The following is a 12,735-nucleotide window of genomic DNA, read 5'->3' as shown; positions in this document are numbered from 1 at the left end:
TCGGCACGCTGCGCCGGATGCAGTTCAGTGGGTGCGAAAACATGAAGATCAAGCGATGGCGCACAACTCGCGGTAAGCTGCCGCGACCTGCGCGCGCCGGGGCGCCAGCGGATCGGCCTGGATGAAGGCGGCGACCTCGCCATTGTAGCGGGGATAGCGCGCGAGCAGGCGCGCCAGGTTGTCGCCGCCCGGTTTCAGCCCGAGCGGCGCGAAGGAGCCGCCGCCCGCGTGCACCACATAGCAGTCGTCGGCGAGCACATTGCGCCAGCCGTGGCCGGCGGCGCGCAGGCAGAAATCGTTCTCTTCACCATAGCCGCGGCCGAAAGTGGCCTGGTCGAAGTCGCCCAGTGCATCCAGCGCCGCGCGCCGGATCAGCATGCAGAAGCCGACGGCCGTGGGCAGGTCCGGGTATACGGGCGGCGGTGCCCGCGTGAAAGCGCGCGCTACGCGCTCGGGATCCGGCGGCACCGGCGTGGCGCGGCAGAATTCCGGCCAGGAGCAGATCTCGGCATTGTTCGAGAAGGGCGTGACGGTGGCGATGCGTGGGTCGCTTGCCAGCGCGGTGGACATCCGGTCGAGCCAGCCGGGCGTGACCTCGGTGTCGGCGTTCAGCAGCAGCGCGTCGCCGCGGGTTGCGCCAAAGCCACGATTGACCGTGCCGACGAAGCCAAGGTTGACCTTATTGCGCTGCACCCGCGGGCGCAGCGGCGAGGCGGCGGCCCAGGCGTCGAGCAGGGGCGCGATGGCCGGGTCGGGCGAGGCGTCGTCGATGACCAGGACGCGCGCCTGCTGCGGATCGGTGCAGCGATCGAGTGCGGCGAGGCAGCGCTGCAGCAGGGCTGCGGCGTTGTAGACCGGAATGATGATGGCGACTGGCTGCGCCATCAGCGCCAGCGATGCGCCAGGCGGACCATGCCGAACTCGCGGCTGTCGCCACGGATCACCAGCTCGCGCACCTCGGTGTCGAACATGCGCAGGCCCTCGGGGTCCATCGCATGCAGCTTGAGGGTGTACTGGCCCGGCAGCAGCGGCAAGGCGTCGAAATCCAGGGCGAAACGGAAGCGCCGGGCCTCGACCTGCCGCGGTTGCGCGCGGTCCATCTCGCTGGTGGTACCGTAGACGGCGGTTCCGTCGGCGCGGGTCAGACCAAAAGCAAGTTGCGGCGGACGCTCGTCAGCCGAGTACACGTCCACCTCTACCCGAAGCTCCGTGCTGGAAGCGAGCACCAGCGGGGTCAGTCCCTCGCGGTCGTTCAGCGCAACGCGTTCGACGCGATAGCCGTCGTGACTGAGCGCCTTTCTTGAGGGTTCGCTTTCTGCCGCCGTCTTGCGCTCGTGGTAGGCGAGGTAATCCTGGGTGACGTCAAACACATCGCCGTAGCCCTGCACCCGACCATGTTGCAGCCAGAGCGCGTGCCTGCACAGCTTCTGTACGTGGTACATGCTGTGCGAGACCAGCATCAGGGTGCCGCCGTTCCCGAGGTAATCCTCGATCCAGCGCACGCATTTCTTCTGGAAGGACTCGTCACCTACAGCCAGCACTTCGTCGGTGATCAGCAGGTCCGGGCGGCGCGCGGCAACCACGGCAAAGCCAAGCCGCACGACCATGCCGGTGGAATAGTGCTTGATCGGCTCATCGATGTAACGGCCGATGTCGGCGTACTCGATGATCTGGTCAGTCTTGGCCCGGATTTCCTCGGTGCTCATGCCGAGCAATGCCGCCGCGGTGCCGATGTTCTCGCGGCCGGTGTATTCGGGGTGGAAACCGGCCCCGAGTTCCAACAGCGCGCCAACCGAGCCGCCGACCTCGACACTGCCCTCGCTGGCGTTGAGCACGCCGGTCAGGACTTTCAACAGGGTCGACTTGCCCGCGCCGTTCTCGCCGATGATGCCGAGCGACTCACCGCGACGGACCGTCAGGTCCACCCCCTGCAACACCGGGACATCGGCGATACCGCGGCGCCCTGCGAGCACGCGCAACATTGCGCGCATGCGATCGGCATTGCGGTGCACCAGCGGATAGCGCTTGCCGACTCCCTGCAGGCGGACCAGGATCTCGCTCACAGGAAGTCCTCGAAGTGACGACGCAGGCGCGAGAAGACCAAGACGCCGACGCCGAGCATCGCCAGTGCGGTAAACAACGCAACGAGGTCCTGGGTGCCCACTGCGTATTGGGACTCCAGGATCAACCCACGCAGCCGCTCCGGATAGTAGGTGAGCGGGTTCAAGTCCATCAGTTGCTGGGCGATTGCGGGCAGCATCGCGCGCGAGTAGAGCACCGGCGTGAGGAAGAACCAGAACGCAAGCAGCTGCGCCAGCAGTTGCGCCAGATCGCGGACGAAAACCTGGATTGCCGCAACCAGAAGTGCGAAACCGAGCGTCCACATGAGCAACATGGCAAGCACCGGGAGCGCCATGAGCACTCCGATCGGGTCGATGTCCTTGCCCGCCAATGCCAGCAAGAGCAGTGCCGCCGCGTAGCCGACCAGGTGCAGTGCCGCCGATGACAGCACCGAGGCGAGCACGAGCAAGTGCGGCCCGACCGCCACTTTTCCGATCAGCGATGCATTGTCGATGATGCTGGTAGCCGCGCGACTGCTCGATTCCGCGAACAGGGTCCAGGCCCAGAAGCCGACGCCGATGTAGGCCACCATGCCGTGTGCTTCGGCGCCCGCAATCCGGGCCTTGAAGATCTGCTCGAACACCAGCGCATACATCGCAAGTTGCAGCGCCGGGTGCATCACGGCCCACAAGAGGCCGCTCATGCTACCGAGGTAGCGCGAGCGGAACTCTCGGCGGAAGAAGTGTCCGAGCAGTTGCATCAGCCCTGTCCAGCACTTACTTGGCGGGCTCTTCGCCGTAGATCAGGCCCTCGAGATTCTTGGGGAAGACTTCAAGCTCGCCGCGCGACATGAGTTCGGCCCGATACTCCACGGTAACCCGCTGACGTGCCTCCTGCTTCAGTTTGGCGAGGATGGTCGGCTTGGCCTCTTCGAAGGGGATCGTCGTCGATGGACGCTGTTCAAGCAGTTTGATCAGGTGGTAGCCGAACGGAGTCTTGACCGGCTGGCTCATCTGTCCGGGCATGGTCAGGGCAAGCGCCCCTTGCATGAACTGCTGATCGAGCTCGGTGCTGTTCTCCGGCACACTGTAGATGCCGCCATTGCTGGTCTTGCCGGGATCGTCGCTGTTTTCCATCACGGCCGCGAGGAACTTCTGGTCGTCGGCACCCGCCAGTTCCTTGGCCAGCTCCTGAGCCCGCGCCAGAGCGTCAGCGTCGCTGCGCTTGTTGCTGGCGATCAAGAGGTGGCGAACGCGGACTTCGCGAGGGGTCTTCATCGTATCGATGTTCGCGAGATAGTTCTCCTTCGCCAGCCGCTCGAAGTCGCTGTTGATGCGGCTCGCACGAATCTGGTCGAGCTGGTAGACACCGATCACTTCGTCGGCGACCTGACGCAATCTGGCTTGAACAACCGGGTCCTTCGCGATTGCCTCCTGGTCAGCCTCGTTCGCAATCTGACGCATGATCAACAGCTTCTCGATCAGCTGATTGATGTTCTTCGGGTCCGACAGCAGGGCATCGCGCTGCTTCGGGTCGAGCGTGTCTGCCTTTGCCTGAATGTCGGCGACGGTGACTTCTGCACTTCCCCGGCGCGCCACCACGCAAGCAGGTCCGGTGCACACCTCACTCTCGATGACTTTCGGAGGGGCAAGCGCCGGGAGCTGGGCATGGGCGGCCTGGAGGAAAGTCAGTCCGATTACAGCAATGCCGATCTTGAGCAGGTACATGGGCAAATCTCGCAGGAATTGTCGAAGGACGCACTGGAACGCGTCTGATCTGGGGGAGTAGGTTTGAAAGGGACCGCGGAATGGGCGGGAAGTTGCATCAGGCGCGGCGCAAGACCGTGGACGCCTGGCACTTCTGCAGATCTGGCGCCGGGGTCGCGGGGCGGCAAAGGCCAGGCGAATGCGGCGCCGACTCTACCGGCGCCTGCGCATTGGCCGCGGCCGATTCGCCGTGTCATCACTCCAACGGAAGGCGCTCTGGCAGGAATCGCAGTGCTTGCCCGGAGATTGTCCGACAGCAGCCGGCAACTCGGCCGCCCCTTCACGGTTGGCAGTCACGGTTGCCTCGAAGGGGCGGATCCTCATCCGCCCCTTGATCTTGGCACGGCCGTGTCAGGGCGCGTGCGCCGCCTGGCGATCAATCCTGGATCTGATTCTGCGCGTCGGCGCCGCAACTGCCACCCGGGCAATACGGCCCGCTGCCGGGGGTCGTGGTGCCGCCGTAGGTCAAATTGACGTAATAGACCTGACCGGGTGTGAGCGCGCAGCTGAACTGGTTGGCGAAGTTGGCCCAACCGACGGAGGGCTCGCGCGCGACGGGCGACAAGCAGTTCTGACCAAGCTGACCAGCGTTGAAGCAGCCGGGACCGCGCGAGATCGAAGCCTGTCCGAAGCCATCTCCGTCTCCGGGGAAGCCGACTGTTGCGAAGGTTCCGAACTGGTTGGCGACTGCCGTCGCCGTGAAGCGGAAGGCGAGGGAGCCATTGAATGGCGCGAAGATACGGCGACTCGATCCGAACGCCGGCCAGGTATTGAAGGTCTGGTTGAACTCCGCGGAGGTCACGTTCGGGTAAGTTGCAGTGCAACTCTCGCCACCACCCGACTGCACCGTCACCTGCGTCGTCTTGACGTCACTCTGGGTTCCGTTGGTGCAGGTCAGCTGAAAAGAAATGGTGCCGGTTGAGGTAGGCGCGGTCAGGTTCTGTGATCCGCTGGTCGGCAGCGTACCCAAGCTCGCCCAGATGGTCCCGGGACCGTTCTGCGGCGTGCATCCTGTGGTGTTTGTCGAGGTCCAGTTCAAGGTGATGGTGGCTCCCGGCGCCACCTGGGAACTGACAGGGGAAAAGACGCTGATCGTCGGCACCGGCGGTGGCGTGAAGCTGCAGGCGTTGTAGGTTCCGTTGCTGGTGCGCACCGTCACATTACCCGTCGACGGGTTGATCTGGACCGCGCTGACTACCGACGATGTGGTCAAGGCGATCGGTGCGACTTGATCGAGCGACACCGTTTGCGCCTGGGCAAAACCGCTCAGGCCAACGAGCAGCCACCAGGGCAATGCCATCCGGCGCTTGTTCGTTTGGGCTGCAGCGGGCAATTGCGACCACATCGATGTCTCTCCTTGCGGACAATATATCCGGATGAGAGTGCCATCGATTGGCTGAAACTGCAATCACGGAAGACCCTTGATCGAGTCCGTTCAATCGCACGGACTGCTTTGCTTAACGCGCGCCAGTTCCGGACGGCGTGCAGGCCCTCCCGCCCGCAACAATTGCTGGCTACAAAATCGACATCGGACAGGAGGCGGAATCACCCTCGCCGTCCTCCCACCCCCCCCCCCCCCCCCGCGGCGGGCGGCGCGGCCCCCCCCCCCCCCGGGGGACACGGGGGGGCCCCCCCCGGCCCCCCCCGCCCCGCGCGGGCAAGAGGGACCTCCCCCCCAAGCAGGCGCCCTGCCGCACCAATAGAAAAGGGGAAGGCTTTCGCCTTCCCCTTTCTTACATCGTGTAGCTCAGTTCAACTCAGAGCGAAATCAATCGCAAGGAGTCGCACCGAAGGACTGCTTGAAGCAGGCGCGCGACGCACGGTGCGGATACGCGCCACCGTAGGAGGCCTGCAGGCCAGCGCCCTGGTTGACGTTCAGGACGCGCAGCGCCCAGAAGCCAACGGCCGGGAGACCAAAGTAACGGTCCGGCTGCGTGCCCGTGGCGTGACCGGTTTCGTCGAGGGACGGACGGAGCAGCGGGGCCGGACGGCCAGCCGTGTCGATCGCGTTTTCGTCGTAGAAGCCCAGCCAGAACCAGCCGTTGTTGAACGTCTTCTGGATGATGCCGAACAGCTGCAGGTAGGTCGGCACGCCAGCCCACAGGGCCGGGACGGAGCCAGACAGACCCGGGGCGCCGAAGATCGGCGTCGAGGCGTTGGCAGCGGCCGGGGTGCGGGTGAACCACAGCGGGTTCGCTTCCCAGCACAGCTGGGTCTGGCCCAGCTGCGGCGAGAAGTCGAAGATGCGGAAGGTGTCTTCCTCACGGTTGTAGATGCGGCCGGAAACGCGCTCGCAAACACCCGACAGCGGAGCCGCCCAACCCAGCGTGAACGGCGCGCGAGCGGCCGACGAGCTGGTGACGTACTGGTCACGGGTCGGGAAGGTCACGATCCACTCGCTGGCCGAGCCCAGGGCCGGATCAACGTCATACTCGTTGAACACGGCTTCGCGCATCAGCACCGCGGACACGGCGTCAACGCCACGACGGCTGGAGGTCAGCCAGTTCGAGGTGATCAGACGACCACGATCGAACACATAGCTGGTGACCACGCCCGGGGTCGTGCTGTTGGCATCGGCCAGGTTCGGGAACTGGGTCGACGGATTGGTGTGCAGGATGGCCGCGGAGAAGCCATCGATGGCTTCGGCGTTGTAGTTGATGTACGTGCCATCAGCCACGTCGACGATCGCCGCGCCGCCGAACAGGCCGCCGGTCGGCGGCGACAGGTCGATGTTGGAGTTGTTGAACCACACGCCGGTGCCCACGCCCGTGCCGGAAGCCAGCCAGGCGCGCTCAAGCACGTCGCAACCCGGGGGCGGGAAGGACGGGCCGGTGCCCGGGGACTGACCGTGCGTCAGCATTTCGCCGAAGAACGTGTCATTCAGGATCGTGCCCATCTCGATCATCTCGACGTAGCCGTCGCGAGTACGAGACACAGCGGCCGTGTTCAGACCGGCAGTGCTGAAGTCCGTGAAGAACGTCGTGCGGAACGGGAAGTACGCGCGGCCGTCCGGCAGGCTCGGCATCACGAAGATGCCATTGCCCAGCAGGTTCGGCACGGTGCAGGTGGAGTCCTGACCGTTCGGGCCGACGCCGCCAAAACCGACGACGATGTTCGCCGCACCCGTGTCGCTCAGCTGGAAGATACCAGCCGTCCACACGTCGTAGCCGGACAGGTACAGGTTGAAGTCAAGAACTTCGCGAGAGTTGCGCGCATCCTTGAAGCGGACCTTGACGGCCTTGCCGTGCTCGGTGGTGTTGACAACCGAGATGGCGGTCGTGTTGCCACCATTGACGGTGTAGTACGGGTAGATCAGGACCTGACCCACACCATCCGGATTGATGTTAACAGCGGTCGAGATGTTCGCGACGCCAGCGACGCCGGCGAGGCCGGCAACGATGGCAGTCGCCATGGTGTTCTTTTTCATTACAACACTCCTAGTCAACTACAGGGCTTCGCCTACTGCCAACCTCACTCCGATTCGGGGGTTGCCCCCTCTTTGCGGCAAGGTTAGACAAGAGCACGATGGATGCTAAGACAACTTGGTTCAGCATGCAACAACTGTTCAACGGTCGGCACTGGGAACCAGATACCACTCGCCGTCGGAGAGGATCCACGATTCGGTGACCACATTCAAGGCGTCCACGGTCCCGACACGCATCACCGGCATCTGGAACTGCGCGTTCACCATGATCTCGACCTTGCAGACTTCAGGCTGGCACTCTGCCTTCTGGAAATGTACCCGCGTCCACTGCACCGGGCGATCCTTCATGGTGCTGACGTAGGCGTCCATGGGCTGCACTTCGCGATAGCCGGGCGAGAGCATTTCCCATGCCTTGTCGAACCGACGCTCGATCATGTAACCCCATCGCTGCGTCGCTCGCAGCTTCACGGCGTCCTCCGGGGACAACTTCGGGGTTGCGGCCGCGGAATCATCCCGGCGGGTTGGCCCGGTACCGCAGGCCGCGAGCGCAATTACGCACAGGGCGATCATGCCGAAGCGCGCCGCCACAAGAGACTGGCGTGGTGGGGTGTTGCTCATGGTTTGACTCCTGACCTTTGATGTGTCCACTCGGTGGTGCGCCAGATGCGCGCCCGCCATCAGTTCTCGATTTCGCGACGCGCGCGCTCGGCCGCTTCCATGTCCTGGATCAGCGGCGAGAGGCCCTGGAAGCGCTTCTTGTATTCCTCGGTCAACTCGCGCGCGTCCTCTCCGCCGCCGCGAATGACGGTAGGCGTGATCAGAACCAGCAGTTCCTTGCGCGAGTTGTCCTTGGTCGTATTGCCGAACAGGCGCCCGAGAATCGGGATGTTCTTGAGCCCCGGCACGCCAGCAGTGGATTCGCTGTCGTTCTGCTGGATCAGGCCCCCGAGCAGGACCGTATCGCCGCTCTGGACCGCCACTTCGGTCTCGATGGTCTTGCGATCGACCGGGACATTGCCACCGAACTGGGATGCGGCGCTGGCGGGGCCTGGCGTGCTCTGCTCCGCCTGGATCTCCATGAACACCAGGCCACCCGGATTCACGCGCGGCTTGACGTTGAGGATGATGCCGGTGTCGCGGAACTGGAACTGGTTCTGGCCAAGCGAACCGGCGCCGGGCTGGGTGATCGGGTTGACAAAGGAACTGCTGACCACCGGAATCTGCTGACCGACGTTGATCGCGGCCTCGGTATTGTTGAGCACCAGGACCGAAGGCGCCGACAGCACCCGCACATCGCCCTCGCTCTGCAGCATCTGAACCAGGGCGCCCGCACGGCGACCGGCGAAAATCCAGTTGGTGCCTGCGTTCGTGATCTCGCCAAAGGTGTCACCGGTGATCGCGCGCTTGATCGCCGAGCCGGTGTCGTCGTCGGACGGCACCTCAGGCGGGACCAGACGGCCGAGGGCGTTTTCGAAATACCACTGCACGCCAAACTGCAGGCCGTTGGAGAGTGACACATCCAGCAGTCGCGCTTCGATGTGGACCTGCAGCGGCACCGAATCGAGCTTGCGGATGGCGCCGCGGATGGCCTCGTACTGACCCGGCGTGGCACGGATGATCAGCTGGTTGTTCTCTTCTACCGCAGTGATGCGGATTTCCTCGCCCTCGACTATCGCCAGACCGCCATCGACGCTTGCGCCGGTGCCGCCGGCAGGCACTCCCGTGCGTGGCACATTTCCGGGCGGCGTCGCTGGCGCCGGCGAATTGCCGCTGTTCTCATTGCCGCCGAGCTTCTCGCCGGTGGGCGAGCTCAGGTTGAGGTTGCCGCCCGTCGACGAGGACAGTTCGACTGGCTGCAGCCCCGGCGCCACGCTGCCGGCCGTGGACGAGGTGTTCGCGCGGCTGCTTTCACCGCCGAAGATATCGTTCAGGCGATCGGCGAGATCGGTCGCCTTGACGTTTTTCACGTCGTACACGTACAGGCGCACGCCCGGCTGGTTTCCGCCCTGATCGAGCCGTGTGATCCAGCGCTCGACCTCTTCCAGGTAGCGTCGCTGCGGGGTGATGACCAGGATCGCGTTCAGGCGCTCGATCGGCACGAAGCGGAACATGCCGGCGAGCGGCGACTCAGAGGTTTCGCCGAAGATCTGGTCGAGCTCCGGGCCGAGGGTCTTGGCCTCCACCTGCTCCAGCGGGAACAGGCCGATCGACATGCCCTTGATCCAGTCGACATCGAAGACCTCGATGGTCGACATGTAGTTCTCGAGTTCGCGGCGGCTGCCGGCGATCACGATCATGCTGCGCGCATTGTCGGCCTTCAGGATCGCACCTTCGCGAGCGTAGGGTTGCAGCAACTTTTCCATCTCGGTGGGTGCGATGAACTCCAGCGGCACCGCACGCACTTCGTAGCCGCGCGCCTTCTCGGCAGCGCCGATGCGCGGCGTCAGGTTGCCGCGCACCGCGTTTGCCGCCGGCACCACCGAGTACTGGCCGTCGACGTACACCAGCGCCAGGCTGTTCCACGAGAGCAGCATCTCGAGGATCGAGAAGGCCTGCTCATTCGTGACCGGACGTGCGGTGGAAAAGGTCACGGTGCCACTGACGCCGGCAGCGATCACATAGTTCTCGCCGAGCAGATCGCCGAGAATCAGCTTGACCACGTCGGCGATCGGCATATCGGCAAAGTTGAGGCTGGCCTTGCCCTGCTCCGGTGGCTTGCGCGGCGACTTGCGCGCGGCCTCCATGTCGATCAGTTCGCCGGTGCCCGGCTGCACCACCCGGCCGTCATCCGCGGCCTCGTCCTGTTTGCCATTGCCGGCGGCAGGATCCGGCTTGTCCGGATCCTCTGCTGCGTCTTCGTCCATCGAGCGCGCAACCGCCTGCACCCGCTCGCGCTGATCGGCACTGATTGGCTCGGGCGCGTCCTGGCGCGCCAGCGGCCCTCCGGCACAACCAAGCAAGGCCAGGCAGATCAGTGCCAGTGCGCTTCGTCGAAATCCATTCGTCACCCAAGCTCTCCTTACTGCTTGCCTTGCTGCTGCTGCATTTTCTCGGCCTCGGCGCGCATCTGCGCGCGCCGCTGCTCGATGATCCTCTGCACCTCTGCCTGGCGCGCGGCCTCGTCGGCCGGCAGCGCGGCCGCGGTTGGCGGCTGCCCACCCGGCGGCACCTGCGCGCCGGGCGTACCGGGCGGCGGCGCCATGCCAGGCGGCGGCGCCGCGGCGGCGACCGGCGTCTTCGACATGTCCAGCTTGAGTTCCGCGGTGCCCTGCTGCGGCCCACCATCAAAGACGGCCTTGCGCGGTTCAAGTTCCTGCAAGGTCCAGCCAGCGAGGTCGCCGGGCAGCGGCATGCCCTGACGTACGCGTATCACGGCGCTGGAAGTGTTGTCGCGCAGGATCGCCACCTGGCGCTCGGGCTCGATCAGCACGCCGAGCAGCGTGGCATTGAGCGGGACCGGCGGCGGCGCGTCGCTGGCCACTGCCGTTGCAGTATCGTCGATCGCGCGCGGCTTGCGGTCATTGTTGAACAGTGGCCGCTGCGCAATCTCGACGTAGCTGGTGAAGTCCGGCAGTTTGAACTCGATCTGCTGCATCGGCTGCATCAGGTCGTCGTCCAACCTGGCTTCCTCGCCGGAAAGCAGCCGGTAGCCGGAGCCAATTCCGAAGGTCTGCAGCAGTGCGACCAGCGCGAACAATCCGCAGGCGCCACCCAGGATCAGCGTCGTCCATTGCCCAGGATCGCGCCTCATCCCTGGCCTCCGGGCTTGCGGATGTAGCCGTAGACGTCGAAACGCGCGTCCATGTCGCCGACGTTCTGCTGCGGCATGCCGCCCTGGAACATCTGCTGCTGGTACAGGTTCAGCTCGGTCACGAACAGGAACGGGGTGGCGTTCTCCAGCTCGTAGAGGATCTCGGTCAGGTCGTCGAGGTCGCAGCGCATGCGTACCTTGACCACCACCCGCTGATACGGTTCCGGGGCCGTCGGACGTTCGTTCTGGCTGCTGATGAGCTGGCAGCGGGTGGCATTGCGCGCCTTGTCCGCGATGATCTGCTTGAGCTGGCTGTTGAGGTTGGCAGCGGCAAGGTCAAAGCTGTCTTCCGGCAGGAAGTAGTTCGCGCCGGCCTGGAACTGGCGCACCTCGGCCAGGCGCTGCTCGATGGCCGGACGCAGCTCGGCCTCCTGGCGGAAGGCCAGCTCGGCCTCTTTCAGGCTGCTGATCTCCTCTGCGTAGGCGAGGTGCTGCGTGATGAAGCCATGGAACAACAACAGGTAGAGGATCGCCAGCGCCATCAGCGCCAGCCCGATCGCAACCGGCTTGCCCTTACCGGGCGCCGGCAGCAGTGTCAGTGCCATGACAGACTCCGGTCTTGAGGTCGGCGACGAGGTTGAAGCGCTCTTTTCCGGTGGCGCCATCCGGCTGGATGATTCCCTGGAACTGCGGCTTCTCCAGGCAGGCGGATTTGGTCAGGATGCCGATCAGCTTGTCGGCGCGCGCGGACTGCCCTTGCAATTGCAGCTGGTTGCCGACGAAGGACAAACGTTCCAGCCAGGTGTCGTCCGGCACCAGGCGCGTGACTTCGGCAACCACATCGACCGTCACCGCCTGCTCGGATTTCTTCTTCGCCAGAAAGTTGGCGCCCTCGATGGCGTCGCGCAGCTGGCGCTTGAGCTCGGAACTCTGCATGGCTGCATTGCGCGCCAGGTCTTTTTCCTCGGTCAGGCGTTCGATGGCCTGCTCGCGCAACGCCATCGACTGGAACATCACCAGCCACAGCAGCGCAGCCGCAGACACTGCGAGGATCAGGTTCAGGCGCAGGCGCTTGTCGACGCGACGCGCGCGACGTTCGGCTGGCAGCAGGTTGAAACCGCTGGGAACCCCTCCGCTGGCGACATCCGCAGCATCCAGCGGAAGGTTGCCCAAGGTCTGCAGCAACTGGTCCAGCACCGGGCGCGGCACTGCGAGCAGTTCCACCAACATCGTGCGCGCCGCCTGGTCGCGCTTGTGGATGCGGTGGTCGAAATAGATCTGGTCGGCGCGGAACGGGGTCTGGCGGTCCATCTCGAAAGCGAGCACCGATGCCAGGTGCTCCTCGGCCGCGAGCGGCAGGGTCAGGCGCCGCCGCAAGGTCCGTTCGGGCGGCAACAGCAGAACCTGATGCGGCGGTTGCTCCTGGTCGGGCCGCAGGCGTTCGGCCTGCTGCGCAAGTTCCTCGCGATCGTTGCCCGCCTCGGCCGCGGCCTCGATGCGCCCGGTTCGGACGCGCTGAAGGTGCCAGCCATCGACCTTCGGCGCCAGCGTCACCACGGCGCGCTCGGCCGCCAGCCAGTCGCGCCAGGCAGGCGGCAATGCCGCCAGCAACTCGGCGCGCCACCACGTGAGGAACTGCGCGAAGCCGCTCTTCTCGTAGCGCTGTTTCAGGCGCCGCAGGGGCTTCTGGATCAGTTCGAGCATGGATGGCGATATCGATCGTTGAATTTCGG

The 12,735-nt window shown here is 65.0% G+C and carries 11 protein-coding genes; all 11 read right to left on the bottom strand.

From position 1 onward, the window contains the following. Nucleotides 1-48: 48 nt before the first annotated feature. The 11 genes from IPK27_04505 to IPK27_04455 all read right to left on the bottom strand — a co-directional run bounded on the left by IPK27_04505 (nucleotide 49) and on the right by IPK27_04455 (nucleotide 12,706). Entirely contained in the window at nucleotides 49-885 is an 837-nt protein-coding gene (locus tag IPK27_04505) for a glycosyltransferase family 2 protein (GenBank protein MBK8066899.1), read from the bottom strand. Continuing rightward, nucleotides 885-1,991, bottom strand: coding sequence for an ABC transporter ATP-binding protein (locus tag IPK27_04500; protein MBK8066898.1), 1,107 nt, complete (start codon nucleotides 1,989-1,991; stop codon nucleotides 885-887). Before IPK27_04500 ends, IPK27_04505 begins: the two co-directional genes overlap by 1 nt. Nucleotides 1,992-2,059: 68 nt before the next feature. Beyond that, entirely contained in the window at nucleotides 2,060-2,821 is a 762-nt protein-coding gene (locus IPK27_04495; GenBank protein ID MBK8066897.1) for an ABC transporter permease, read from the bottom strand. A gap of 16 nt (nucleotides 2,822-2,837) precedes the next feature. Continuing rightward, nucleotides 2,838-3,788, bottom strand: coding sequence for a peptidylprolyl isomerase (locus IPK27_04490; GenBank protein ID MBK8066896.1), 951 nt, complete (start codon nucleotides 3,786-3,788; stop codon nucleotides 2,838-2,840). 415 nt (nucleotides 3,789-4,203) lie between these two features. Beyond that, nucleotides 4,204-5,172 (bottom strand): hypothetical protein, encoded by a 969-nt coding sequence (locus IPK27_04485; protein MBK8066895.1) that lies wholly within the window; start codon nucleotides 5,170-5,172, stop codon nucleotides 4,204-4,206. A 423-nt stretch (nucleotides 5,173-5,595) separates the two neighbouring features. Continuing rightward, the gene (locus IPK27_04480; protein MBK8066894.1) at nucleotides 5,596-7,254 is read right to left on the bottom strand and encodes a hypothetical protein; all 1,659 of its coding nucleotides are present in this window, start codon (nucleotides 7,252-7,254) and stop codon (nucleotides 5,596-5,598) included. A 138-nt stretch (nucleotides 7,255-7,392) separates the two neighbouring features. After that, on the bottom strand, nucleotides 7,393-7,869 hold the full coding sequence (locus IPK27_04475; protein MBK8066893.1) for a hypothetical protein: 477 nt from the start codon (nucleotides 7,867-7,869) through the stop codon (nucleotides 7,393-7,395). A gap of 59 nt (nucleotides 7,870-7,928) precedes the next feature. Next, complete coding sequence (gene gspD / locus IPK27_04470) at nucleotides 7,929-10,259, bottom strand: type II secretion system secretin GspD (protein ID MBK8066892.1); 2,331 nt, start codon at nucleotides 10,257-10,259, stop codon at nucleotides 7,929-7,931. Nucleotides 10,260-10,270: 11 nt separating this feature from the next. Beyond that, the gene (locus IPK27_04465) at nucleotides 10,271-11,002 is read right to left on the bottom strand and encodes a hypothetical protein (protein MBK8066891.1); all 732 of its coding nucleotides are present in this window, start codon (nucleotides 11,000-11,002) and stop codon (nucleotides 10,271-10,273) included. After that, on the bottom strand, nucleotides 10,999-11,607 hold the full coding sequence (locus IPK27_04460) for a hypothetical protein (GenBank protein MBK8066890.1): 609 nt from the start codon (nucleotides 11,605-11,607) through the stop codon (nucleotides 10,999-11,001). Before IPK27_04460 ends, IPK27_04465 begins: the two co-directional genes overlap by 4 nt. Further along, nucleotides 11,576-12,706, bottom strand: coding sequence for a PilN domain-containing protein (locus tag IPK27_04455; GenBank protein ID MBK8066889.1), 1,131 nt, complete (start codon nucleotides 12,704-12,706; stop codon nucleotides 11,576-11,578). Before IPK27_04455 ends, IPK27_04460 begins: the two co-directional genes overlap by 32 nt. Nucleotides 12,707-12,735: the final 29 nt, after the last annotated feature.

The sequence above is a fragment of the Rhodanobacteraceae bacterium genome (assembly GCA_016713135.1).
Taxonomy (GTDB): Bacteria; Pseudomonadota; Gammaproteobacteria; order Xanthomonadales; family SZUA-5; genus JADKFD01.
Note: the sequence above shows the minus strand (reverse complement) of the source record. Positions and strands in the feature narration are given on the sequence as shown.